Genomic DNA, 25,081 nt, shown 5'->3' with positions numbered 1-25,081 from the left:
ATAGCGCATTTCGCGCTCAGCGGAAAGCGTGCAGACGCCCGTTGCGCGACACGACGTAGAGCGTGCCGCCCGCGACGACCGGCGCGCTCGTCGCGCCGCCGGGGATATCGACCGCCTGCACGAGCCCGCCGTCCCGCGGATCGAACACGCGCAACACGCCATCGCCCGACGCCACGATGATGCGCCCCCCGGCCAGCACCGGGCCGTAGCTTGGATGGATTTCGGCGCGGCGGCGGGGGCGGTCGCGCGTGAACCCCGGAAGCTCGGCCGCCCAGACGCGGCTGCCGTCCTCGGCGTCGAGGCGCAGAAGCTGGTTGCGGTCGTTAATCAGGAAAAGCGCACCACCCGCCGGCCATACGGGCCCCACCGCGCCCTCCTCCGCGGTCCAGAGCCGCTCGCCGCTTTCCAGGTCGACCGCCACGAGGCGTCCCGAATGGCTGCCCGCATAGACCCGGCGCCCGTCGATGACTGGGGATCCGGTGATGTCGTTGACCGTGTTCAGCGTGCGGCCGCGCCGCTCGCCGGAGACGATGGCGTTCCAGCGCCGCAGCCCGCCCTTGCGGAAGACCGCCTGGATCTCTCCGCTGCCGAAGGCGAACACGGCGAGATCCCCGCCGAGCGCGGGCGCCGGTCCGCCGGCCACGTTGTTCACGTCGGCGACGGCGTCGATCTGCCAGCGCACACGTCCAGTGTCGGCCTCGATCGCCCAGGCGCTGCTGTCGCCGGCCACGAGGTACAGCACCCCGTCGAAATAGGTGGGCGCGCCGGTTGCGGGGGCGCGCAGCTTCTGTTCCCAGATCAGGTCCCCGCTCGCCGGATCCAGGGCCGAGACGGAGCCATAGCCCGAACTGGCGTAAAGCCGTCCGCCACCGACCGCGAGCCCGCCGCCCGAGGCCTCGCCCGCGCGATCGCGCGGCGGGGTGAGGTTGCGGGTCCAGAGCGTCTGCCCGCCGGCCGAGGTGGCGGACAGCTGCACGCGGCTGTCGAGGGTGAAGATGCGGCCATCGGCCACCACCGGGTCGGTGGTGATGCGGCGGCGCCGCGCGTCCCCGTCGCCGATGGGCGCGCTCCAGGCGCGCTGAAGCGTGCGGCCGAGGGCGGGATGCTCCGGGCGCGCGCTCGGCGTGCCGATGGCCTGAAGCCAATCCGCGTTCGCCCGCGCCGGCGGGAGAGAAATCGCCTCGGCCCGGTTTTCGGGCTCCGCGATCTCGGTATCGGGCACGGCGGTCGGGCCGTCGAGCACCGCGCGCAGGCCCACCCGCTCGCCGGGAAGGATCACCTCCCGTTCGGAACAGGCAGCCAGCACGGTCAACCCGGACAGCGCCGCCAGATGCACCAGAGACCTCAAACCGCCTGCCCTCATCCGCCGTGTCGCCCTTCTGTCGTGCCGCTCTGCCGTACCGCGCCCTGGTCTCAGCCGTCCGCGAACGCGCGTGGCGTGCCGCCGAGCGCCACAATCAACTGAGTTGCCCGCCGACGCAAGCCCGCGCCCGCCTCGGCATCCTCGCGCACGGCCTCCAGACGGGCGATCGCGGCCTCCTGATCGCCTTGCTCGGCGTCGATGAGGGCGAGTTGCTCCTCGGCCAGCAGACGCAGCGGGTTGCCGGGCTCTGCGAGCGCCTCGTAACGCAGCCGCCGCTCCTCCGCCGGCAAGGCGTCGCCCTGCCGAAGCAGCGCCTTGAAGGCGGCGATCCGCGCGTAGATGTCCGGCAGATCCCCCGCACCACCGACCGACGCGAGCGTGTCGGCGGCCGCGGCCGTCTCGCCCGCCTCGCCCAGCTCCGCCGCGCGCAGCAGCGCGGCCACCGCCGCGGCCCCCGGGGACGGCGCATCGATCCCGGCCAGCGCCTCGGCCCGCGCCTCCGGCGTCTGCCGTTGCAGCGCGCTCAGCATCGCGTCGCCCGTCGCCTCGGCCGCGCGCGCCGCGTCCGCCTTGCGCCACTCGTTGAAGGCCGCGCCGCCCACGATGGCAAGCACGACGACCACGGCGATCCAGCCGTAGCGGCGCATCGCCCCATAGAGCCTGTCGCGTCGGACCTCGTCGGCCACTTCCTCGATGAAGCTGTCCCCGTCGCTCAAGATCGCCTCCTGCGCTTTGGGCGTGTCTTAACGCCTCGCCGGCACGGTGCCAAGGCCGACCGGCCGCGGCAAGACTGAACCGATCGGTTCAGCCTTGCACCACCTGGCGCAAAAGTCTAATCTGAACGAAACGGTTCAGCGTAAGGTTCACAAGTTACGCGTCACAACCGGCGCGCGCCGGTGCGGCGTCATGAAAGATACGCGATGCGACGACTTTCCATCCTGACCGCGCTGGCTGTGGCCGCGACGCTCTACCTGATCGTGCTCGAGCGCGATGCGCTGCTTCAATTCGCCGGGCGCAACGCGGCGCCGGGCGCCGCCACCTCCGCCGAAGGCACGCCGGGCGGGGCCGCGCCCGCCGCGCAGGACACGGCATCCTCGACATCGGCGGACGCTTCGGTTGAGGCCGTTCGCGTGCTCGCGCTGCGCTCCGAGGCGCGCGAACTCGATCGCGCGGTGATGCTGCGCGGCGAGACCGAGCCCCGGCGGGTCGTCGAGATCATGGCCGAGACGTCGGGCCGGGTGATCGGTACGCCGCTGCGCAAGGGCGCCATGATCGAGGAGGGGGACGTGCTATGCCGGCTCGACCCCGGCGCGCGGGAGGCCGCGCTCGACGAGGCCCGGGCGCGGCTTGCGGAGGCGGAGGCCCGCGTGCCCGAATCCGCGGCCCGGGTGACCGAGGCGCGCGCCCGCCTCGAGGCGGCGGACCTCAACGCCACCGCCGCCGCGCGCCTTTCGGAGAGCGGTTTCGCCGCCGAGACGCGCGTCGCCGCGACCCGCGCCGAGGCGCGCGCCGCCGAGGCGGGGCTGGAGGCCGCGATCGGCCAGCTGGAAAGCGTGCGCGCGGGCATCGAGGCCGCGCGCGCCGGGGTCCAGAGCGCCGAGACAGAGATAGGGCGGCTGACCATCGCCGCACCCTTCGCCGGGCTTCTCGACAGCGACACCGCCGAGCTGGGCAGCCTGATGCAGCCCGGCAAGCTTTGCGCGCGCGTCCTGCAGCTCGACCCGATCCGGCTGGTGGGCTTCGTGCCCGAAATGTCCGTGGACCGCGTCGAACCGGGCGCGCCGGCCCGCGCCCGGTTCGTCTCGGGGCGCGAGGTGGAGGGGCGCGTAGCGTTCGTGTCACGCTCCGCCGACCCCGAGACGCGGACCTTCCGGGTGGAGGTGGACCTGCCCAACCCCGATCTCTCCGTGCGCGCCGGCCAGACGGTGGAGATCGTGATCGCAGCCGACGGCGAGCCCGCGCATCTGCTGCCGCAATCGGCGCTCACGCTCGACGATGACGGGCGGCTCGGCGTGCGGGTCGTCGACGCGGACAACCGCGCCCGTTTCGCGCCGGTCACGCTTCTGCGCGACACGGTGGACGGCGTCTGGATCGCGGGCCTGCCCGACACCGCGGCGGTGATCGTGCGCGGCCAGGAATACGTCACCGACGGCGTTCGCGTCCGTCCCGAATACCGCGAGGCGGAGGCCACCCAATGACCGGCATCGTCGACTGGGCGGCAACCCGTGCGCGGATGGTTCTGGCCTTCATCGCGCTTTCGCTCGTCGCGGGCGGCTACGCCTACTGGGCGCTGCCCAAGGAAGGCGAGCCCGATATCGAGATCCCCGCGCTCTTCGTGTCGGTGCCGTTCCCCGGCATCTCGGCGGAGGACGCCGAGTCGCTGCTCGTCAAGCCGATGGAGACGGAGCTTTCGGATCTCGACGGGCTCGATACCATGACCGGCACCGCCGCCGAAGGGTACGCCGGCGTCGCCCTCGAGTTCGAGTTCGGCTGGGACAAGTCCAAGACGCTGGCCGACGTGCGCGACGCGATGAACACCGCCGAAGGCCAGTTTCCCGACGGCTTCGAGAAGTATTCCATCAACGAGATCAACTTCTCCGAATTCCCGATCCTCATCGTCAACCTGACCGGCCCGGTGCCCGAGCGCACCATGTTCCGCGTGGCACGCGACCTGCAGGACCGGATCGAGGGGCTGGAGCCGGTGCTCGAGGCCGGGATCGCGGGCGATCGCGACGAGATGCTCGAGGTGGTGATCGACCCGCTCAGGCTCGAATCCTACAACGTGACGGCGTCCGAACTGGTCAACGTGGTACGCAATAACAACCAGCTCATCGCGGCGGGCGAGGTCGAGACCGCGCAGGGCGCCTTCGCGGTCAAGATCCCGTCGAGCTTCGACGAGCCCCGGGACGTATACGAGCTTCCGGTCAAGACGAACGGCGAGCGGGTGGTCACGCTGGGCGACATCGCCACGATCAACCTGACCTTCGAGGACCGCGACGGCACCGCGCGTTTCGACGGCGCGCCGACCGTGGCGCTGCAGGTGGTCAAGCGCAAGGGCTTCAACATCATCGACACCGCGGCCGAGGTGCGCGCGCTCGTCGACGAGGCGCGGGCCGACTGGCCGCCCGAACTGCGCGCCGCGGTGCAGATCGGCACGTCGAACGACACCTCGCGCGAGGTGGCCTCGATGGTCAGCCAGCTCGAGGGATCGGTGCTGACGGCGGTGGCGCTGGTGATGATCGTCGTGCTGGCCTCGCTCGGCACGCGCGCGGCGCTTCTGGTGGGCTTCGCGATCCCCACCTCCTTCCTGCTCTGTTTCGCGCTGCTCGCGGTGATGGGCGTCGCGGTCTCGAACATCGTCATGTTCGGCCTGATCCTGGCCGTGGGGATGCTCGTGGACGGCGCCATCGTGGTTGTCGAATATGCCGACAAGCGGATCCGGGAAGGGTCCGGCCCGATGCGCGCCTATGTCGAGGCCGCCAAGCGCATGTTCTGGCCCATCGTCTCTTCCACGGCGACGACGCTCTGCGCCTTCCTGCCGATGCTGTTCTGGCCGGGCGTGCCGGGAGAGTTCATGGGGATGCTGCCCGTCACGCTGATCTTCGTGCTGTCGGCCTCGCTGGTCGTGGCGCTGGTCTACCTGCCGGTGATGGGCGGGGTGAGCGGGCGCCTCAGCCGCGGCTTCTCCCGCGCCTCTGACGCGCTGCGGCGCGGCCTGCCCTGGGTCGTGCGCGCCGCGCTCGTTCCGCTGGCGGGCTACGCGCTCTTCCTGGGCGCGATGCAGGTGCTCAACCCAGGCTACCTCTTCGGCGGCAGGCCACCGCTGCCGGGCGCCTGGGGCGCGCTGCCCGGCGTCGCCATCTTCCTGCTGTCGGCCGTGGCGCTGTCGATCACCATGGGCGCCGCCCGGCTGCCGACGCGGCGCAAGCGCATCCGCGCGGGCCACCGGCGCACCCCCTTCGGTCATCTCATCCGCTTCGTGACCGGCAACCCGGTCATGCCGCTGGTGACGATCGGCGCGGTGGTCGCCTTCGTGCTGGGCGTGTTCTCCTATTACGGAGAGAACAACCGCGGCGTCGAGTTCTTCGTGGAGAGCGAACCGGAACGCGCCATCGTCTACGTCAAGGCACGCGGCAATTTCAGCCTCGCCGAGAAGGACGCGATGGTGCGCGAGGCCGAGGAGATCGTGCTTTCGCACCCGGCCGTGCGCTCGGCCTTCGCATTCGCCGGCGAGGGCGGGCTCGATTCCAACACCGGCGGCGCGGAGGCGCCCAAGGACACGATCGGGCAGATCCAGCTCGAGACGATCCCCTGGGACGAGCGGCCCGACGCCCGCGCCACGGCAAGTTTCTTCGGCCTTTTCGACTACGACTACCGCGTCAAGGACCCGGCCTTCGACGGCGACACGGTGCTTGCGGAGATCTCGGCCGAGCTCGACCGCCTGCCCGGCATCGACGCCGAGATCCTCGAAAGCACCGGCGGGCCCGCCTCGGCCAAGCCCGTGCACCTGCGGCTCAAGGGCGACGACTTCGGCCGCCTGGTGGAGGCCGCGGGCATCGCCCGGGCAGAATTCGAGGCAACCGGGGCGCTGACCCTGATCGAGGACACGCGGCCCCTTCCCGGCATCGACTGGGAAATCGACGTGGACGTGGAGAAGGCCGGCCGCTTCGGCGCCGACGTGGCCACCGTCGGCGCCATGGTCCAGCTCGTGACCCGCGGGCTTCTGCTCGACACCATGCGGGTGCCCAGCTCGGACGAGGAGATCGACATCCGCGTGCGCCTGCCCGAGGAGGACCGCGTGCTCTCCACCCTCGACACGCTGCGCGTGCGCACCGAGGACGGGCTGGTGCCGCTGGCCAATTTCATCACCCGCAAGCCCGTGCAGAAGCTCGCAGAAATCAACCGCGTGAACCAGACGCGCTACCTCGACGTGAAGGCGGACGTGGCGCCGGGTCTCGTGCGGGTGAGCGCCGCGGACGGGACGGATCTGGGCCTGCACGAGGCCGCGGAGGCGGAGGCGCGCATCGCCGCGGCCGCCGGGGACGGTTCCGACTGGGACGGCGCGACCACCGCGACGGTCAACGCCAACGAGCGTATCGAGCTGCTCACCGAATGGCTGGAGAGCGACCCCCTGCCCGCCGGCATCGCGTGGGAGTGGACCGGCGACCAGGAGGACCAGGCCGAAAGCGGCCAGTTCCTGATGAAGGCGTTTGCCGGCGCGCTCGGCCTCATGTTCATCATCCTGCTGGCGCAGTTCAACAGCTTCTACAACGCCGCGCTGGTGCTTCTCGCGGTGGTGCTCTCGACCACGGGCGTGCTGATCGGCATGGTGGTGATGGAACAGCCCTTCTCGATCATCATGACCGGCACCGGCATCGTCGCGCTGGCGGGCATCGTGGTGAACAACAACATCGTGCTGATCGACACCTTTCAGGACTACGCGCGTTACATGCCGCGGCTCGAGGCGATCACGCGCACCGCCGAGGACCGGCTGCGGCCCGTCCTGCTGACCACGATCACCACGATGGCCGGCCTCGCGCCGATGATGTTCGGCCTCAGCCTCGACTTCTTCGGCGGCGGCTACACCATCGACAGCCCCACGGCGCTCTGGTGGAAGCAGCTCGCCACCGCGGTGGTGTTCGGGCTGGGAATCGCCACCGTGCTCACGCTCGTCGTGACGCCCGCGGCGCTTTCGGTCCGCGTCTGGATCGTGATCTACGCGCAATGGGTCGCGCGCGCGCTGGCGCGAGCCGGCGCGGGCCGGTCGAGCCGGCTTGCGGAGGACTGGGCGCTGCGCCGCGCCGCGCGGCGCCTGCGCGCGCCGGAGATCATCTGGGACGACGGAAGCGACGGGCCGACCGTGACCGCCCCGACAGACGATCCCGACGCGCCGCCGCAGGAGCCGCGCCTCGCCGACCTGAAGCGCGTCCTTGACGCGACGCGGCACAAGGACGACGAAGGTCCCGACGGCGGCGACGGAAAGCCGCTTCGCGCCGCGGAATAACCGGCCCCCGAGGGAGGATCCCATGGAATTTTCCAGCATACTCGCCATGCTGATCGTCGGCGTCGTCGCGGGCTGGCTCGCCGGCACGCTCGTGCGCGGCGGCGGTTTCGGCCTGCTCGGCAACATGGTCGTCGGCGTGGTCGGCGCGGTGATCGCGGGGTTCCTGTTTCCGGCCATAGGCTTCGGCGTGGGCGGCGGGCTCATCGCGACGATCCTGCAATCCACGCTGGGCGCGGTCGTGCTGCTCGTGCTGATCCGTATCGTGAAATCGGCCTGACGGGGATCGACGCTTGACCTGCGCGCTGCATCCTCCATCCTCTCTGCGAGGCGCGAGGACGCAGCGATGGTCGAGGACGCGAATCTGACGGTCGACCCCGTCGACGAGGCTTTCGACGTACTCTTCGCAACCCTGCTCGACCCGGCCGTCCTGATCGATCCCGCGCGCGACTGCTTCGTCGCGGCCAACCCCGCCGCGCTGCGTTTCCTGGGCTATGACGAGGCCGAACTCCGCGAGATGAGCCCGGCCGACATCCATCCGCACGAACTGTCGCGGATCGACGCGTTCTTCCGCGACATCCTCCGCGAAGGGCGGAAAACGGCCGACGACCTGTCCTGCCGCCTGCGCGACGGACGCACCGTTCCGGCGCTGATCCGTGCCGACGTGGTGCGACGCGCCGCCGGGCCGCGCGTACTGATCGTGATACGCGACCAGCGCGACCACCAACTGGCGCGACTGGGCAACGCCGTGCGCCAGCTTGCCCACGACCTCAAGAACGCGCTCAGCACCGCGCAGCTGGTATGCGACCGGCTGGCGGCGCACGAGGACGACAAGGTGCGGCTGGCCGCCGAAAGCATGACCCGCTCGCTCGAACGCGCGACGCGGCTTTGCGCCGAGACCGCGCAAGCCAGCCGCACCGGGCCGGCCAGCGCGCCGGAACGGGAACGGTTCCTGCTGGCCGACGTGCTGGAGGAGCTGGAGGTCACCGTGCTCGACCCGGGAAGCACGGCGCGCCGTCTGATCGATGCAAGCGGCGACGCCGTGATCCTCGACGCCGATTTCGACCAGGCCTACCGGATCCTGCTGAACCTCGCGCGCAATGCCTTCGACGCCGGCGCGCGGGAGCTGCGCATCTGGGGCCGGCACGACAGCACCGGCACGACAATCTGGGTGCGCGATGACGGGCCGGGCCTGCCGGACGGCATCGGGGCGCGCCTGCAAACCGAAAAGCATGGCCTTGCGGGCGTCATGGGCACGGGCCTTGGCCTCTCCATCGCGGCCGAGCTTTGCCGCGGGCATGGCGGGGCGCTCGAACTCGAGGCGACAGGGCCCGAGGGCACCTGCTTCCGTGTGACGCTGCCCGCCCCGGCCTGATCAGCTCTGCCGGTATTCCGGGTCGATCCGGGTGCGATCGAGGTTCGCCGAATATGTGGCGAGCGTGTACTCCGAGATCACCCCGATGATCTCGAGGATCTTGTCGAAGTCGACACCCTTCCGCGCGAACTCCGCCATCTCGGCCCGGCCGAGCTGACCGCGCTTTTCCAGCAGCGCGCGGGCGGCGCGGACGATCGCCGCAAGGCCCGGATCCGCGGGCAGTTCCGCGGTGCCGGCATGCGCAAGCATGGTCTCGGGCACGCCAAGCTCCTCGGTAGCGGAGTGGCAAAGCGCCGCTTCGCAGTACTTGCAGCCGGAGTGATGGGCGACCTCGAGCGCCACGAGGCTGCGTTCGATCTCGCTCAGCCGGCCGGCGGCGAGATGCGCTTTCATCGACAAGAGCCCGCCCATCACCTGAGGGTTGCGCGACAACATGCGGTAGATGTTGGGCAAGCCATTCGGGTAGACCTCGGCCAGGCGTTCGTCGATCCCCTCGCCGGTGACCTCGACGGCGTAGCCCGGTTTCTGCGGTGCGTCCGGCGGCGCTTCGCTCGCTCTCGTCATGATGCGGCCATCCTCCGTTTCCTCGTCAAGCGTGTCGTGACCTGCGAGACTATCACAGCGCCCCGCGCATGCACCCTGCCGTCACCTGAACGTGACACGGGGAGAGATGCGGTCACGCCGCCGCGTCGCGCTCTGACTGCTGACGGGCCCAGAGCTGCGAATATCGCCCGCGCCGCGACAGCAAGGCGTCATGCGTGCCCTCCTCCACGATGCGCCCCGCCTCCAGGACCACGATCCGGTCGGCATCCGCGATGGTGGACAGGCGATGCGCGATGGTGATGACCGTGCGGCCCTCGCCCGCACGGCGGAGCGCGTCCTGGATTTCCGCCTCCGTCTCGGTGTCGAGCGCCGAGGTCGCCTCGTCCAGCAGCAGGATCGGCGGATCCTTCAGAAGCGTGCGCGCGATGCCCACGCGCTGCTTTTCGCCGCCCGAAAGCTTCAGGCCGCGCTCGCCCACCTGCGTCTCGTAGCCGTCGGGCAGCGCGACGATGAACTCGTGGATCTGCGCGGCGCGGGCCGCCGCCTCGATCTCTTCCTGCGAGGCGCCGTCGCGGCCATAGGCGATGTTGTACCGGATCGTGTCGTTGAAAAGCACGGTGTCCTGCGGCACCACGCCGAGCGCCGCATGCAGGCTGTCCTGCGTGACGTCGCGCACGTCCTGCCCGTCGATCCGCACCGCGCCCCCTGTCACGTCGTAGAACCGGAAGAGCAAGCGCCCGATCGTGGACTTGCCGGACCCCGAGGGCCCGACCAGCGCCACCTTCTCGCCCGGGCCCACCCGAAGCGTGACGTCGCGCAGGATCGGCCGCGCCGCGTCGTAGCCGAAATCCACGCCGTCGAACGCCACCGCGCCGCCCCGCACCGAGAGCGCGGGCGCGCCCGGCTTGTCCGCCACGTCCCGCGGCTGCTCCAGCAGGTCGAACATCTCGCCCATGTCCACGAGGCTCTGGCGGATTTCGCGGTAGACGGTCCCGAGAAAGCCCAGCGGCATGGTGATCTGGATCATGTAGGCGTTGACCATGACGAAGTCGCCCACGCTGAGCGCCCCGCGTTCCACGCCGATCGCGGCCATGACCATCACGATCACCAGCCCGCCCGTGATCAGGAAGGTCTGCCCGAAATTCAGCAGGGCGAGCGAGGTGGCGGTCTTGATCGCCGCGACCTCGTAGCCCGCCATGGCGCGGTCGTAGCGCGCGGCCTCCCGCGCCTCGGCGCCGAAATACTTCACCGTCTCGAAATTCAGAAGCGAATCGATAGCCTTCTGATTGGCGTCGGTGTCCTGCGCGTTCATTTCGCGCCGCAACCGCACGCGCCATTCCGTCACCGCGAAGGTGAACCAGACATAGAGCGCGATCGTGCCCGCCACCACGACGAGATACCAGATGTCGAAGAGAAACAGAAGCACGATCCCGATCAGCAGCAACTCCAGCAGGAGCGGCGCGATCGAAAACAGCATGAAGCGCAACAGGAAATCGACGCCCTTCACGCCGCGCTCGATGATCCGCGACAGCCCGCCCGTCTTGCGCGTGAGATGGTAGCGCAGCGACAGGCGATGGATATGCGTGAAGGTCTCGAGCGCGAGCTGTCGCAGCGCGCGCTGCCCCACCTTGGCGAAGACCCCGTCGCGCAGCTGCTGGAACCCGTTCGACATCAGGCGCGCCAGACCGTAGGCCACCGTCAGCCCCACCGCGCCCAGCAGAAGGTCCGGTGCGCCCTCCTCCGACAGCGTGTCCACCGCCGCGCTGAAGATCATGGGCGTGCCCACCGCGATGAGCTTCGCCGCGACGAGGGCCAGAACCGCGATCACGACGCGACGCTTCACCCAGCTCTGGTCCTCGGGCCAGAGATAGGGTGCCACTTTCCGAACCGTGCGCCAGCCGGACCGGCGCTCTTGAAGCGCTTCGTCGGCAGGGGGTGTCTCGGGGGGCATGGCGGGGCTCCTTGACGCTTCGCCCTAGCTAGGCCGGGTGGCGGCGCTTGGCCAGCCCCTAGCGCGGGATGCTGAAAACCTGCCCGGGATAGATCAGATCCGGGTCGCGGATCTGGTCGCGGTTGGCCTCGTAGATCCGGACGTAGAGGATCCCCTCCCCGTAGTTCCGGCGCGAAATCCCCCAGAGCGTGTTCCCGGGCTGAACCGTGACGGCGCGCACCGGCCCCGCGCCCGGGTCCGCCATCTCGGCCGCCGCCTGCGCCGCGGCGAGCGCCGCGGCGGATTCGCGCTTGAACGGCAGTTCGATCCGCGAGGCGACCGCCCCTTCGGCATCGAGCGCGTCGAGGCGCAGCGTGTAGACGCCGGCCCCGACGCCCGGAAGGTCGCTCGCCCAGGCGCCGTCCGGGTCCACCTCCACCATCGCGACGGGGCGGTTTTCGACGTAGACGCGCACGAAACCGCCCGGCCGGGCGCGCCCCGAAAGCCGCACCGCACCCGTCCCGTCATAGCTGATCGCGTCGAGCGCGACCCCGACCGGGCTGTCCGGGCCCGGCGTGCCACTCTGGACCACGCGCACCCCGTCGGGGCCGGCGACGATCACCGCGGGCGCCGCCGCGATTTCCGAGGCCGGGCCAGCGAGGGCGGGCGCCTCTGTCACGAGCGGCGCGGCGGGCGCGGCCGGAGAGGCCGGCGCAGCGCCTTCCGCCGGCAGGTCGGGCGGCGGCGCGGCGGCGCGTTTGTCCGCCCCGGGCAGGGGCGGCGCGCCGGGATCGGTTTCCGGTTCCGGCTGCGCGCTCATGAGCGCCGGGTCGCCTGTGTCGGGATCGTCGGGCGCGGCGCGCCGCGGGGCCGGCCCGTCAACCTCGGGGGCGGGCGCGATCATCGCGGTCTCTGACCCTGGCTCGGCCGAGGGCGTCACCTCGGCACCGGGCGCGCCCGCATCCGGTGGGGGCTTCGCCGCGCGCTCCATGTTCTCCGACGTCTCGTCACCGGCCTGCGCCGCCGCCATGTCGCGGACCGGCGCGGCGGTGGGGGCGAGGATCACGGCGTCGTCGGAGAGGCGCTCCTCCCCGTCCAGCGCCTCGCTGAGGCTCAGAAGCCGGGGCGCCGCGCTGGTCCCGAGCGACAGGAAGGTGAAGAAGCGTCCCGCCGCGTCGGTTGTGGCCCGCGCCAGCGGCCTTTCGTCGACGAGAATCGTGACCTCGGACCCCGGTGCGGCCCGCCCGGCGATCTGCGCCTCGCCGTCGGGCTCCACCCGCACGAGGTCGAAGGCGGGCGGCGCGGGGCCGGCCGCTGCGGAATGGTCCGGCTCGGCCCCCGACGCGTCGTCCGCAGCCGAACTCGCCTTGGACCCGGGCGCGATATTGTCAGGCGGAGCGCTCGCCCCGGCAGCCTCCGCCATCTCGCCACGCGCCGCGGGGGCGTCTTGCGCCGCGCCGCCCTGCGTCGGCTCTGGCGGCGTTGCATCCGCCGTCTCCGGGGACGGTGCGACCTCTTCGCGCGGGCGCTCTGCCGCCTCCGTCGGAACGGGCTCGGGGCGGGCGGTGAAATAGCCCGGGCCGTATAGGCCGGCCATGGCGAGCGCCACGGCGGCGATCGCCGCCGCGGTCACGGCGCCAACCCATGAGCGGCCCGGCTTCGCGTTCATTTTCCCCCTTCCGCCCGGCGCTTCGGCGCGCGCGATTGCAGCACCTTAGCAACGCCGGTATCACGGGTCAAAAGCACCGAGACGAAGGGCCTGCCATGCCGCTCACCTCCGTTTGCGTCTATTGCGGATCGCGAAACGGCGCCGATCCCCGCTATGCCGAGGAGGCGACGGCACTTGGCCACGCGCTCGCCACCCGGGGCTGGCGACTGGTCTACGGGGCCGGCGATGTCGGGCTGATGGGGGCCGTGGCGCTTGCGGCGAAGGCGGCGGGCGGGCTGACCCTCGGGGTCATTCCCCAGCACCTCGTGGCGCGCGAGGCGCTGTCGGGCCCCGCGCCCAACCACGTCGTGACCGAGAACATGCACGAGCGGAAGAAGGTCATGTTCATGAACTCGGACGCGGTGGTCGTGCTGCCCGGCGGCGCGGGCTCGCTCGACGAGTTCTTCGAGGTGCTCACCTGGGCGCAGCTCGGGCTTCACGCGAAACCGATCTTCCTGCTGGACGTCGCGGGCTACTGGCAGCCGCTCCTCGCGCTCATCGACCACGTGATCGATCAGGGCTTCGCCGATCCCTCGCTGCGCGGGCTGGTGAGAACGGCGGAAGGCACCTCCGCGCTGGTGGCCGGCCTCGGCGAGGCCCTCGAGACGCGAAGCGCCGCCCAGGAATAGATCGCGAGCGCCGTCCAGATCATCGGGAAGGCCACGCCCTGCCACAGGCCGAACGGCTCTCCGAAGATCGCCACGGCGCAGAAGAATTGCAGCGTCGGGTTGAGATACTGCACGAGCCCCACGGTCGCGAGCGCGGCGCGCCGCGCCGCGTAGGAGAACAGGATGAGCGGCGTCGCCGTGATCGGCCCCGACAGCATCAGAAGCGCCGTGTCCTGCCCGCCCGCCCCGAAGGCGCCGCCCGTGCCCGCATGGGCCGCCCAGATCACCGCCACCGCGATGGGCGAGAGCAGCAGCACCTCCGCCGTGACCGAGACCACCGGCCCCGCCGGCTGGCGTTTCTTCATCAGCCCGTAAAGCCCGAAGGTCGCCGCCAGCGTCAGCGCGATCCAGGGCGCGGTCCCCGTCCCGAGGGTCAGCACGACCACCGCCGCCGCCGCGAGCGCGACGGCGAGCCACTGCGCGTGGCCCAACCGCTCCTTGAAGACCACCCGGCCGATCAGCACCGCCACCAGCGGAAACATGTAGTAGCCGAGGCTCGTCTGCGTCGTGCGCCCGATCTGCACCGAGTAGATGAAGAGAAACCAGTTCGACGAGATGAAGAGCGCCGCAAGCGCCGTCACCCAGACCGCGCCGAGGGAGCCGAGCGCCCGGCCGAGGGCACCCAGCCGCCCTTGCAGCGCCAGCACGCCGGCGAAGAAGACCAGCGACCAGATCGTGCGGTGCGCGAGCACCTCCAGCGGCGGAATGTGGTCGAGCAGGCGATAGTAGATGGGCGAGAGGCCCCAGATCGTGCAGGCCGCCACCATCGCGGCCACGCCCCTTGCGGCCTCGCTCACCCCGCGCTCCGGCATGCGCACCCGTCGCGGTCTACTCTTCCCCGGCCAGCGTCTTTTTCAGGTTCTGCTCGATATCGCCCACGGGATGCTGGGTCAGATCCTTGGGTATCTCGGCCACGACGCGGCGGGTCACCTCCTGGTGCAGGTGATCGCGCAGCTCGCCCAGCACGCGCGGCGGGGCCACGATGACGATGCGCTCGAACACGTTCTTGTAGGCGAGTTCGTAGAGATGATCGGCGAGATCGTGGGCGAAGCGTTCCTTGGCAAGGCGGTGCCAGTCCGCCTCGTCCATCGCGGAACGGTGGCTCTGGCTGTCGTCGGGCATCCGGCCGGGCCGGTCGGTGCCCTGCTCGCGCGTGGAAGGGTTTTCCTGCTCTTCCTTGCGCACGACCTCGAGGTTGGGGTTCTCGGCGTCGGTGATGTTGCGAAGGTAAAGCGCCTTTTCGCCGTCGGCGATCAGCACCCAGGTCCCGTTGGTCAGCTCGGTCATCTCGTCTCTCCTGCAATGCGGTCGCGCGTTCACGGCGCCCACATGAATGCCTTTCCGCGCGGGTTTGCAAGCCCCTGAACGCGGCACGCCCCGCGGCCGGGCCGGCGCGCGGGGCGTGCTTGTCTCGAACGCGTCGGCCGTCAGAGACGCGAGGCGACGTTTTCCCAGTTCACGAGCTTGTCGAGGAAGTTCGTGAGGTAGGCGGGCCGCTTGTTGCGGAAATCGATGTAGTAGGAATGCTCCCACACGTCGCAGCCCAGAAGCGCCGTCTGCCCGAAGCAGAGCGGGTTCACGCCGTTCTCGGTGTTCGTGACCTTGAGGCTGCCGTCGGTGTCCTTCACCAGCCACGCCCAGCCCGAGCCGAACTGACCCGCGCCCTTGGCCGAGAACTCTTCCTTGAACTTGTCGACCGAGCCGAAGGATTCGGTGATGGCCTTTTCAAGCTCGCCGGGCATCTTCTTGTCCGCGCCGGGCGCCATCATCTGCCAGAACTGCGTGTGGTTCCAGTGCTGGGAGGCGTTGTTGAAGATGCCGGACTGCGCCACCGCGCCGGCGTCGTAGGTGCCCTTCACGATGTCCTCAACGCTCTTGCCGTCCCACTCGGTGCCGGAGACGAGCTTGTTGCCGTTGTCGACATAGGCCTTGTGGTGGATGTCGTGGTGATACTCGAGCGTCTCGCGCGACATGCCCAGATCGGCCAGCGCGTCATGGGCATAGGGAAGATCGGGAAGTTCGAAAGCCATTTGGGCCCCCTTTTTTGGTGTTTGCGATAACGTCTGCCGCGTATGTGTGGCTTGCCGGCGCGCAAGGTCAAGCCCCGTCCGCGACGCGATCAGCCCTTCGCAACCTCGCGGCCCGGGCGCGCCGCCGTGGCCAGCAGGTCGAAGACATACCGCGCGACCGACCGGAAGCAGACCAGCCGCAGGCGTCCCTCCTCGGGCATCCAGAAGGCCGCGGGCACCTGCGCGAGCCGCGTGCGGCGGATCTCTCCGGGGGCGAAGGCGTCCATGTCCACGGGCGCGAGCTTGGCGATCACCTCGCGCACCGCCCCGCCCTCGAGTTCGATCACGGCGCGGGCGTCGGAGACGTCGGCCACCAGCACGTGCTGATCCGAGAGCGCCTCATCGAGTCCGGCGGCAAGCTGGCGCGCGCTGTCATAGCTGCACAGCACCATCGCCTCGTCCGGCGACAACCAGGCGAGGACCGCGCCGTCCCGCCCTTCCGCGATGCCGCGGCGGTCCGGCATCTCGGCACCGAGCGCGTCCAGAAGCGCCATGGCCGCGCCCTCCCCCTCGGCCGAGAGATCGGCCCGGACGGAGATCATGCCCTGCGGCGGAAGCGCCCGGACGGTGACGTAGCCCTCATAGCTTTCACCCGCGAGCGGGCCTGCCGGCTCAGACATCCTGCTTCGTCCCTTCCTTGTCGTAGAACACCGGTTCCACGATCTTCGCCTTCACCACGGTGCCGTCCACCTTCGGGAACTCCAGCACCTCGCCCATGCGCTCGGGCCCGCGGTGCACCAGCCCCATGGCGATCCCGCGCCCCAGATTGGCCGAGTGATAGGTGGAGGTCACGCGGCCCTGCGTGTTGCGCTGGCCGTTGCCGTTCGTGCCGGGCGCGGTGGCGTAGGCGGCCTCGGGCAGCATCGAGCCGTCCACGGTCTCGAGGCCCACGAGCTTCCAGCGCTCGGGATCGGCCATGTGGCTGCGCATCTGCGCCCGCTTGCCGATGTAGTCGTCCTTCTTCTTCGAGATCGCCCAGTCGAGACCCAGATCCTGCGGGATCACCGTGCCGTCGGTCTCGTCGCCGATCATGATGAAGCCCTTCTCGGCGCGCAGGACGTGCAGGCATTCGGTGCCATAAGGCATCACGCCGAACTCCTGCCCGGCCTCGTGGATAGCCTCCCAGAGCGCGCGGCCGTGGCTCGCCGGCACCGCGATCTCGTAGGAGAGCTCGCCCGAGAAGGAGATGCGGAAGACCCGGACCGGAAAGCCGCCCAGCGTGCCCTCCGCCCAGCCCATGAAGGAGAGCGCCTCCTTCGAGACGTCCATGCCGCCCAGCTTTTCCAGCACCTTGCGCGCGTTGGGCCCGACCACCGCGATCTGCGCCCATTGCTCGGTGACGTTGAGCGTCCAGACCTTCCAGTCCCACCACTCGGTCTGAAGCCATTCCTCCATGTGGGCGTGGACGTGATCCGCCCCGCCCGTGGTGGTGTGACACAGGAAGGTGTCGTGATCGAGCCGCGCCACCACCCCGTCATCCATCAGGAAGCCGTTCTCGCTGCACATCAGGCCGTAGCGGCAGCGCCCGGGCTTCAGGGTGCTCATCATGTTGGTGTAGAGCATGTCCATGAAGCGCGGCGCGTCCGGCCCCTTGACGAGGATCTTGCCCAAGGTGGACGCGTCCAGCATTCCAAGGGCGTCCCGGGTGTTCTTCACCTCCCGGTTCACCGCCGCCTCGCGGCTCTCGCCGTCCCGCCGGTAGGTGTAGGGACGCCGCCACTGGCCCACGGGCTCCCAGTCCGCGCCATGGGCCTCGTGCCAGTCATGCATCGCCGTGCGGCGGATCGGCTGGAAGGTCGCGCCCCGCGCCGGCCCGGCGATCGCGCCCATCGAGATGGGCGTGTAGGGCGGGCGGAAGGTGGTGGTGCCGACCGCGGGAATGTCGGCGCCAAGCTCGCCCGCGAGCACGGCAAGGCCGTTGATGTTCGACAGTTTTCCCTGATCGGTCGCCATGCCGAGCGTGGTGTAGCGCTTGGCGTGCTCCACGCTCTCGAACCCCTCGCGCGCGGCGAGTTGGACGTCCGACACCTTCACGTCGTTCTGGTAGTCGAGCCACGCCTTGGCGCGCAGCGCGGGCCCCGCGCCTTGCGGCATCATCCACACCGGCGCGAGCGGTGCCTCGTCGCGCGCCTCGCCCGCGGGCGCCTCGGCATCGGCGGGCGCGCGGCCTGCCGCCCCGGCGGCGGCGAGGCCGGCGGCGTGGGCATCCGCGAGCACGTCGCCCAGCCCCATCGCCCCGCTCGCCGCGCCGGCGGTGACGACCATCGGCTTCCCGTTGGCCCCGGTGGGCGCGCGGTCCGGATCCGGGCGGAAGGCCGCCTCCGCCGTGTCCCAGAGAAGCTTTCCACCGCAGTGGGACCAAAGGTGCACGACCGGCGACCAGCCGCCCGACATGGCCACTGCGTCGCACTTGATCTCTTCGGTGGCGGTGCCCTCGCCCGCCTGCGGGCAGGTCAGCACCCCCTCGACCCGCTTGCCGCCCTTCACCTTGGCGATGCCGCGGCCCGTCTCGACGCGGATGCCGGCGTCGCGCGCGGCGTCCATCAGCCGGCCGCCGCCCTCGGCGCGGGCGTCGATCACGGCGGCGACCACGAGCCCGGCCTCCTTCAGCGCGAGCGCGGTGCGGTAGGCGTCGTCGTTGTTGGTCACGACGACGGTCCGGTCGCCGGGCGACACCGCCCAGTTGACGACGTAGTCGCGCACCGCCGAGGCCAGCATCACGCCCGGAACGTCGTTGCCGGCGAAGGACAGAGGCCGCTCGATCGCGCCGGTCGCGGTCACGGTCTGCGCGGTGCGGATGCGCCACAGACGGTGGCGCGGCGCCTCGCCGCCGGGCTTGTGATCGGCCACGCGCTCATAGGCGAGGACATAGCCGTGATCGTAGATCCCCGCGCCCATCGTTCGGGTGCGCAGCGTCACGTTCTCCATCGTTTCCAGCTCGGAAACGGTGCGCGCCACCCACTCCGCCGCGGGAACGCCGTCGATCTCGCCGCCGTCCACCGGCGCGCGCCCGCCCCAATGGGCCGTCTGCTCGATCAGCATCACCTTCGCGCCCGAGAGCGCCGCCGCCTTCGCCGCGGCGAGGCCCGCGACGCCGCCGCCCACCACCAGCACGTCCACGAAGGCGTAGAAATGCTCGTACTCGTCCGGATCGGCCTCCGCCGGCGCCTTGCCGAGCCCCGCCGACTGGCGGATGAAGGGCTCGTAGACATGTTTCCAGAAGGGTCGCGGGTGGATGAAAGTCTTGTAGTAGAAGCCCGCCGGCAGGAAACGTGCGAGCGCTGTGTTGATCGCGCCCACGTCGAATTCGAGGCTGGGCCAGTGGTTCTGGGAGGTGGCGGCGAGACCCTCGAAAAGCTCGGTCGTGGTCGCGCGCTGGTTGGGTTCGTGCCGCGCGCCCTCGCCCAGATTGACGAGCGCGTTGGGCTCTTCCGCGCCGCTCGCCACGGGACCGCGCGGGCGGTGATACTTGAAGCTGCGCCCCATCAGCATCTGGCCGTTGGCCAGAAGCGCCGAGGCCAGCGTGTCGCCGGGATGGCCGGAGAACCGCTTGCCGTTGAAGCTGAACGGGATGCGGCGCGAACGGTCGAGAAGCCGCCCGCCGGTGGCGAGACGCGTGCTCATGCGGTGAGCCCCCTGAAAGAAGTGACGGGCCGCGCGGCGGTGTCGGAACGGCGGGTCAAGAGAAAGCCCTCCATGTCCAGCCGGGGCGTTTGGCGGAGATGGCGTCGCGGATGTGCTTCGGCGGCTCGGTGGTCTGGGCCGGGTAGGTGCCGAAGACCTCGAGCGTCGCGGTGCAGCGCGCGGCGTGGAACCACTTGCCGCAGCCATGAGAGTGGCGCCAACGCTCGAAATGCACGCCCTTGGGGTTCTCCTTGGAAAACAGGTAGTCGTGGAACGCGTCGTCCGAGCCTTCGGGGCCGACGCGCGTCAGATGCGCCTCGCCGCCGGGGGCAAGCTCGGTCTCCTCGGCCTTCACGCCGCAGTAGGGGCATTCGAGCATCAGCATCGCGTGGCTCCTGCAATCGGGCGCCAAGGATCTTCGAAGATCCTTGGCAAAATTCTTCCAAGAATTTTGCGCGCTTCCTGCACCATCAATGCGCCACCCCCGCCGCGACGCTCTCGTCGATGAAGCGGCCCTCGCGGAAGCGATCCAGCGAGAACTCGGCGGCGAGCGGGCCGGGCTCTCCGCGGGCGATCATCTCGGCGGTGGCCCAGCCCGAGCCGGGGATCGCCTTGAACCCGCCCGTGCCCCAGCCGCAGTTGATGAAGACACCCTCCACCGGCGTCTTCGACAGGATGGGCGAGCGGTCGCCGGTCATGTCCACGATCCCGCCCCACCAGCGGAGCATCTTGAGCCGGGAGATCACGGGGAAGGTTTCGACCAGCGCGCGCACCGTCTCCTCCACGTGGTGGAAGCTGCCGCGCTGGGTGTAATTGTTGTAGCCGTCCGCGCCGCCGCCGATCACCATCTCGCCCTTGTCGGACTGGCTCATGTAGCCGTGCACCGTGTTGGCCATCACCACCACGTCCATGCAGGGCTTGATCGGCTCGGAAACGAGCGCCTGAAGCGCCACCGACTCGATCGGCAGGCGGAACCCCGCCATCTCGGCAAGCTGGCCCGAATGCCCGGCGACGACGATCCCGAGCTTCTCGCAGTCGATCGGCCCGCGGGTGGTGTCCACGCCGACGACGCGGCCGCCCTCGCGGCGGACGGCCGTGACCTCGCATTTCTGGATGATGTCCATCCCCATGTCCGAGCAGGCCCGCGCATAGCCCCAGGCCACTGCGTCGTGGCGCGCCGTGCCCGCCCGCGCCTGCCAGAGCGCGCCCAGAACGGGATAGCGCGGCCCGTCGATGTTGATGATCGGGCAGAGTTCCTTCACGCGCTTGCGGTCCACGAACTCGGTGTCCACGCCCTGCAGCGCGTTGGCCTGCGCGGTGCGCCGGTAGCCGCGCACCTCGTGCTCGGTCTGCGCCAGCATCATCACGCCGCGCGGGCTGAACATGATGTTGTAGTTCAGCTCCTGGCTCAGCGTCTCGTAGAGGCTGCGCGCCTTCTCGTAGATCGCCGCCGAGGGATCCTGAAGATAGTTTGAGCGGATGATGGTCGTGTTGCGCCCGGTGTTGCCGCCGCCGAGCCAGCCCTTCTCCAGCACCGCGACGTTGCGGATACCGTGGTTCTTGCCGAGGTAGTAGGCGGTGGCGAGGCCATGGCCGCCCGCGCCCACGATGATCACGTCGTAACGCTTCTTCGGCGCGGGATTGGCCCAGGCGCGTTCCCAGCCGTTGTGGTTGCGAAAGGCTTCCCGGGCGACGGCGAAGGCGGAATAGCGTTTCATGGGCCTCGAATCCGTGATGCGGCGTGGGCGATAACTGGACCTTGGCGCGGGATAAACCCTGCTTCCATGCGTCACAATGGGCGCCGGTTGCGACATGACGCTCCGCGCGGGCGGTTTGCCCTTCCGTCGCGGGGTCCGACCGCATAAATCAGGGGCAAATCTTTTGGAGGAACCATGGTTTTCTGGATCGGCGTGGTCGGGCTCGCATGTGTCGTGGGGCTGCTTCTGGGGCTCGTGGCGCTCAGGGCGCGCGCGCAAGAGGCGGAGGCCGCCGACTACGACCTGAAGGTCTATCGCGACCAGCTGAACGAGGTGGAGCGCGATCTCGCGCGCGGCGTCATCGACGAAGCCGACGCCGAGCGGCTGCGCACCGAGGTGTCGCGGCGCATCCTGGCCGCCGACACCGCCGCCAAGGCCGCGCGCCGGGGCGACACGCGCCAGCCCGCCTGGGCCGGCATCGCGATCGTCGTGTTCCTCGCCTTCGGGGTGGTCGGCGGGGCGCTCGCGCTTTATTCCGCGATCGGCACGCCGGGTTATCCCGACATGGCGCTCGCCGAACGCATCGCGCGGGCCGAGGAAGCGCGGCAGAACCGCCCGAGCCAGGAAACCGCCGAGGCCGGCGTGCCCGCCGCGCCCGCGGCCGACGTGCCCGAGGATTACGCCGAACTGATGACCCGGCTACGCGCGGCGCTGGAGGATCGGCCCACGGATCTTCAAGGCCACGCGCTTCTCGCCCGCAACGAAGCCGCGCTCGGGAACTTCGAGGCCGCCTACACGGCGCAGCAGCGCGTGCTCGCACTGCGGGGCGAGCAGGCCACCGCGCAGGATTACGCCGATTACGCGGAGATGCTGGTGATGGCGGCCGGGGGCTACGTCTCGCCCGAGGCCGAGACCGCGCTGGCCGCCGCGCTCAACCGCGATCCGAACAACGGCGTGGCGCTCTACTACACCGGCGTCATGTTCGACCAGACCGGGCGGCCCGACCGGGCGTTCCGCGCCTGGGACAGGCTTCTGCGTCAAAGCCCGCCCGACGCGCCCTGGATCGCCCCGGTCGAGGCGGGGATCGGCCGGCTGGCGCGCCTGGCCGGGCAGACCGACTACACGCCGCCGACGCGCGCCGAGGCGCCCGTGGCCGGGCTTGCCGGCCCGTCGGCCGAGGACATGGCGGCGGCGGAGGACATGAGCCCCGAGGACCGCATGGCGATGGTGCGCGGCATGGTGGAGGGGCTTTCGGAACGGCTCGCCACGCAGGGCGGGACCGCCGAGGAATGGGCGCGGCTCATCGGCGCCTTGGGCGTGCTGGGAGAGAGCGAGCGCGCGCAGGCGATCTTCGACGAGGCGCTCTCCACCTTCGCGGGCGACGAGGCTGCGCTGGGACGCCTGCGCGACGCCGCGCGGCAGGCCGGCCTCGAGGGATGATCCACGACGGCATCGCGGATTTCGCCGCCGCCCTGCCCCCGGGCCGGGCGGTGGCGGGGCTCGACCTCGGCGAGAAGACGCTGGGCGTGGCAGTGTCGGATCGTGGCCTGGCCGTCGCGACCCCCCTGCGCACCATCCGGCGGACCAAGTTCACCGTCGACGCCGTCACGCTTTTCTCGATCCTCGACGAGCGCGAGATCGGCGGCATCGTGCTCGGCCTGCCGCGCAACATGGACGGCAGCGAGGGGCCGCGCGCCCAGTCCACCCGCGCCTTCGCGCGCAATCTCGCGCGTCTGCGCGACAGTCCCATCGTCTTCTGGGACGAGCGGCTCTCCACCGTGGCGGCCGAACGCGCGCTTCTTGAGGCGGATGCGACACGAAAACGTCGCGCCGAGGTGATCGACCACGTCGCCGCGTCCTATATCCTTCAAGGAGCGCTGGACCGGATCCGGCACCTGAGGCTGGCGGGAGAGCAGGCGGAATGACCGACGAGGTCTGGAAACGCGACGAGATCGAATCGCCCTGCGTGAAGCTGTGCGTGATCCACCCCGAGGCGCGGATCTGCGCCGGCTGCCACCGCAGCATCGACGAGATCACCGCCTGGTCGCGCATGACGGCAGAGGCGCGCCGTGCCGTAATGGCGGAATTGCCGTCCCGTGGCGCGCTTCTGAAAAAGCGGCGCGGCGGGCGCGCCACGCGCCGCGCGCGGGGCTGACCCAGCCTGCAAGGCCATGGTAGCCGGGGGCCCGCGGCGGGATCGCGGCGCAACGGGCACCGCGGGCAGTCCCGTCCCGGGCGCTGCCGTGCAATCGGTGTTCGTCACCGGATTTCCCCTTCGCGCCGCGACCCGCGAGGTCCTCTCGGGACAAGATGTGTCGCCCCGCCACCGTCCCGCTCCGATCAACGATGCACCGCGATCCGAACCATCGTTTCCCTGAGGGGACCACAGAACCGGCCGGAACGCCGGTCAGCGCGACGCCATCGCGACCCACGACACCCCCTGCGGCGCGGCGGCTGAGCCGCGCTTCCGCGCGGGCCTCAGGGCGCCTCCAGCCAGCGCGCGGGATCGGCGAACTGGGGCCTGAAATAAGCGATCATCCGTCCCTCCGGCGGGGCCTCGGCGCCCTCCGCCCAGGGCGCCACACCGTGGAGCGCAAGGCGATGCACCACGATCGCCTCCCCCGGCCGCGCCGTCACCTCCACCCGCCGGCATGTCTCGAAGACACGGCGGCGCGCGGCCTGGTAGGTATCGGTCAGGTCGGCCTCGCCCCACCGCTCCGGCGCGCGACCCCAAAGCGCCGCGGCGAAGGCGGCGCGCATGATCTCGTGGCTGCCCTGCCAGACGACGAGCGGGCTCGCCCCCCTCCCCGCCTCGGTGAGCGGTAGGCCCAGGATGAAGGCGTGGGGCTCGCGCAGGTGGCGCCGCCGCTCGGGTCCCTCGGGCAGCAGCCCGTCCACATGGGCCGCGTCGCGCCGCGCGCGATAGCCGAAGGCGGCCGAGCTTTCGCCGCGGCGCGGGCGCGGATAGCCCGGCCAGACCACCGAAAGCTGCGCCCGGTGCAAGGGCGGCAGCGGGCCGAGAACGGCCTCGAGGGGCGCGCGCGCGGCGCGGGGCAAGGGCGGGCCGCCAGGCAGCCGCCCCTCGGCATCGGTGGGCAGCGCGTCCACGCCCACGAACCACGTTCCCTCGCAGTCGAGCCATGCCGCCCGCAGCGCCGGGTCCGCGACCGCGGCACGGGCGGCCGGCCGCGCGGCGGCGGCCCAGCCCGCCAGCGCCGGATCGGGGCCGAGCCGCGCCCAGCCGCGCGTGGCAAGCCCGTCTACCACCCCAGCGATTTCCGCAGCATGTTGCCCGCCACCAGGAGCAGGAACACCGCGAAGACACGCTTGAGCGGCCTCGGGTTCATGGCGTGCGCCAGCCTGACGCCGAGCGGCGCCGTGAGAAGCGTCATCGCGATCACCACCGCGAAGGCAGGCAGGTTCACCGCGCCCACGGTGAAGGGCGGGCGGTTCTCCGGCGCGATCTCGAAGAGCAGGAACCCCGCCACGCCGGGCACGGCGATCAGAATTCCGAAGCCCGCGGCCGTCGCCACCGCCCGGTGGATCGGCACGCCGTAAAGGCTCATCAGCGGCACGCCGAAACTGCCGCCGCCGATGCCCATCAGAACCGAAAGGAAGCCCACGAGCGGCGAAAGCGCGGCCCGCCGCCAGCCGCGCGGCATCTCGGGGCCGAGCCGCCACTCCGCCCGGCCGAGCCCGAGATAGAGCCCGATCACCAGGCCGAGCCCCCCGAAGACCCCCTGGAGCACCGTGGAGCGCAGCACCGCGGCCAGCATCACGCCGAGCACCGCGCCCACCGCGATGCCCGGCGCCCAGGTCTTCAGGATCTCCCACTCCACCGCACCCTTGCGGTTGTGGCTCAACACCGAGCGCGCCGAGGTCACGACGATGGTGGCCAGCGAGGTGGCAAGGCACATCTGCATGAGCTGCGGCCCGCCATATCCCAGCGTCTGGAAAGCGTAGAAGAAAGCGGGCACCAGAACGATGCCGCCGCCCACGCCCAGAAGCCCGGCAAGAACGCCCGCCACCGCGCCGATCACCAGAAGCAGCGCGATCATCTGGGCAAGCAACATCGGGTCGGGCATGGGGCTCCTCGCGCGGTC

Annotated in this window: 22 protein-coding genes; 8 read left to right on the top strand and 14 right to left on the bottom strand. The window is 70.6% G+C overall.

Going from position 1 to position 25,081, the window contains the following annotated elements; all coding sequences use genetic code 11:
* Positions 1-16: 16 nt before the first annotated feature.
* Entirely contained in the window at positions 17-1,348 is a 1,332-nt protein-coding gene (locus AB6A69_RS02495) for a PQQ-binding-like beta-propeller repeat protein (protein WP_371059527.1), read from the bottom strand.
* A 65-nt stretch (positions 1,349-1,413) separates the two neighbouring features.
* Complete coding sequence (locus tag AB6A69_RS02490) at positions 1,414-2,079, bottom strand: hypothetical protein (RefSeq protein WP_371056540.1); 666 nt, start codon at positions 2,077-2,079, stop codon at positions 1,414-1,416.
* Positions 2,080-2,283: 204 nt separating this feature from the next.
* Here AB6A69_RS02490 and AB6A69_RS02485 point away from each other — a divergent pair, with 204 nt between their 5' ends.
* The 4 genes from AB6A69_RS02485 (at position 2,284) to AB6A69_RS02470 (ending at position 8,739) form a co-directional block, all read left to right on the top strand.
* On the top strand, positions 2,284-3,561 hold the full coding sequence (locus tag AB6A69_RS02485; RefSeq protein WP_371059526.1) for an efflux RND transporter periplasmic adaptor subunit: 1,278 nt from the start codon (positions 2,284-2,286) through the stop codon (positions 3,559-3,561).
* Entirely contained in the window at positions 3,558-7,367 is a 3,810-nt protein-coding gene (locus AB6A69_RS02480; RefSeq protein WP_371059525.1) for an efflux RND transporter permease subunit, read from the top strand. Before AB6A69_RS02485 ends, AB6A69_RS02480 begins: the two co-directional genes overlap by 4 nt.
* A gap of 22 nt (positions 7,368-7,389) precedes the next feature.
* Entirely contained in the window at positions 7,390-7,644 is a 255-nt protein-coding gene (locus tag AB6A69_RS02475; RefSeq protein ID WP_371036305.1) for a GlsB/YeaQ/YmgE family stress response membrane protein, read from the top strand.
* 66 nt (positions 7,645-7,710) lie between these two features.
* On the top strand, positions 7,711-8,739 hold the full coding sequence (locus AB6A69_RS02470; protein ID WP_371059524.1) for an ATP-binding protein: 1,029 nt from the start codon (positions 7,711-7,713) through the stop codon (positions 8,737-8,739).
* Here the strand turns inward: AB6A69_RS02470 and AB6A69_RS02465 are convergent, their stop codons facing one another.
* From AB6A69_RS02465 to AB6A69_RS02455, 3 genes are all read right to left on the bottom strand, one after another.
* Complete coding sequence (locus tag AB6A69_RS02465; RefSeq protein WP_371036307.1) at positions 8,740-9,303, bottom strand: carboxymuconolactone decarboxylase family protein; 564 nt, start codon at positions 9,301-9,303, stop codon at positions 8,740-8,742.
* 112 nt (positions 9,304-9,415) lie between these two features.
* Positions 9,416-11,233, bottom strand: a complete 1,818-nt coding sequence (locus AB6A69_RS02460; protein WP_371056544.1) for an ABC transporter ATP-binding protein/permease — start codon at positions 11,231-11,233, stop codon at positions 9,416-9,418.
* Positions 11,234-11,291: 58 nt separating this feature from the next.
* Positions 11,292-12,845: a LysM peptidoglycan-binding domain-containing protein gene (locus AB6A69_RS02455; protein ID WP_371059523.1), complete on the bottom strand. Its 1,554-nt coding sequence runs from the start codon at positions 12,843-12,845 to the stop codon at positions 11,292-11,294.
* Between the two features lie 131 nt (positions 12,846-12,976).
* On the opposite strand from AB6A69_RS02455, the gene AB6A69_RS02450 reads away from it, so the two are divergent.
* Positions 12,977-13,549 carry a TIGR00730 family Rossman fold protein gene (locus AB6A69_RS02450; RefSeq protein WP_371056546.1) on the top strand — a complete coding sequence of 191 codons (573 nt, stop codon included), beginning with the start codon at positions 12,977-12,979 and terminating at the stop codon, positions 13,547-13,549.
* Here AB6A69_RS02450 and rarD read toward each other — a convergent pair.
* The 7 genes from rarD to AB6A69_RS02415 form a co-directional block, all read right to left on the bottom strand.
* Positions 13,435-14,385, bottom strand: coding sequence for an EamA family transporter RarD (gene rarD, locus AB6A69_RS02445; protein WP_371059522.1), 951 nt, complete (start codon positions 14,383-14,385; stop codon positions 13,435-13,437). The genes AB6A69_RS02450 and rarD overlap by 115 nt on opposite strands.
* A 31-nt stretch (positions 14,386-14,416) precedes the next feature.
* A complete protein-coding gene (locus tag AB6A69_RS02440) occupies positions 14,417-14,875 on the bottom strand; it encodes a host attachment family protein (protein WP_371036312.1) in 459 nt (152 codons plus the stop codon).
* Between the two features lie 140 nt (positions 14,876-15,015).
* Positions 15,016-15,618 carry a superoxide dismutase gene (locus AB6A69_RS02435; RefSeq protein WP_371036313.1) on the bottom strand — a complete coding sequence of 201 codons (603 nt, stop codon included), beginning with the start codon at positions 15,616-15,618 and terminating at the stop codon, positions 15,016-15,018.
* 89 nt (positions 15,619-15,707) lie between these two features.
* Entirely contained in the window at positions 15,708-16,277 is a 570-nt protein-coding gene (locus AB6A69_RS02430; RefSeq protein WP_371059521.1) for a sarcosine oxidase subunit gamma, read from the bottom strand.
* Positions 16,270-19,281: a sarcosine oxidase subunit alpha family protein gene (locus AB6A69_RS02425; RefSeq protein ID WP_371059520.1), complete on the bottom strand. Its 3,012-nt coding sequence runs from the start codon at positions 19,279-19,281 to the stop codon at positions 16,270-16,272. The genes AB6A69_RS02430 and AB6A69_RS02425 overlap by 8 nt, the downstream gene beginning before the upstream one ends.
* Positions 19,282-19,336: 55 nt before the next feature.
* Positions 19,337-19,666, bottom strand: a complete 330-nt coding sequence (locus tag AB6A69_RS02420) for a sarcosine oxidase subunit delta (RefSeq protein ID WP_371059519.1) — start codon at positions 19,664-19,666, stop codon at positions 19,337-19,339.
* A gap of 85 nt (positions 19,667-19,751) precedes the next feature.
* On the bottom strand, positions 19,752-20,999 hold the full coding sequence (locus AB6A69_RS02415; protein WP_371059518.1) for a sarcosine oxidase subunit beta family protein: 1,248 nt from the start codon (positions 20,997-20,999) through the stop codon (positions 19,752-19,754).
* A gap of 174 nt (positions 21,000-21,173) precedes the next feature.
* Between AB6A69_RS02415 and ccmI the strand changes: the two genes are divergently transcribed.
* Genes ccmI through AB6A69_RS02400 form a run of 3 tightly spaced genes read left to right on the top strand, consistent with a single transcriptional unit; the run spans position 21,174 to position 23,133 of the window.
* On the top strand, positions 21,174-22,418 hold the full coding sequence (gene ccmI / locus AB6A69_RS02410; protein ID WP_371059517.1) for a c-type cytochrome biogenesis protein CcmI: 1,245 nt from the start codon (positions 21,174-21,176) through the stop codon (positions 22,416-22,418).
* Positions 22,415-22,903 carry a Holliday junction resolvase RuvX gene (gene ruvX / locus AB6A69_RS02405; protein ID WP_371059516.1) on the top strand — a complete coding sequence of 163 codons (489 nt, stop codon included), beginning with the start codon at positions 22,415-22,417 and terminating at the stop codon, positions 22,901-22,903. The genes ccmI and ruvX overlap by 4 nt, the downstream gene beginning before the upstream one ends.
* Complete coding sequence (locus tag AB6A69_RS02400) at positions 22,900-23,133, top strand: DUF1289 domain-containing protein (RefSeq protein ID WP_371059515.1); 234 nt, start codon at positions 22,900-22,902, stop codon at positions 23,131-23,133. The genes ruvX and AB6A69_RS02400 overlap by 4 nt, the downstream gene beginning before the upstream one ends.
* 323 nt (positions 23,134-23,456) lie before the next feature.
* Here AB6A69_RS02400 and AB6A69_RS02395 read toward each other — a convergent pair whose 3' ends face one another.
* A complete protein-coding gene (locus AB6A69_RS02395) occupies positions 23,457-24,245 on the bottom strand; it encodes a hypothetical protein (protein WP_371059514.1) in 789 nt (262 codons plus the stop codon).
* Positions 24,239-25,063: a sulfite exporter TauE/SafE family protein gene (locus AB6A69_RS02390; RefSeq protein ID WP_371036322.1), complete on the bottom strand. Its 825-nt coding sequence runs from the start codon at positions 25,061-25,063 to the stop codon at positions 24,239-24,241. The genes AB6A69_RS02395 and AB6A69_RS02390 overlap by 7 nt, the downstream gene beginning before the upstream one ends.
* Positions 25,064-25,081: the final 18 nt, after the last annotated feature.

It is taken from the genome of Rhodosalinus sp. 5P4 (assembly GCF_041365695.1).
Classification (GTDB): Bacteria; Pseudomonadota; Alphaproteobacteria; order Rhodobacterales; family Rhodobacteraceae; genus Rhodosalinus.
Note: the sequence above shows the minus strand (reverse complement) of the source record. Positions and strands in the feature narration are given on the sequence as shown.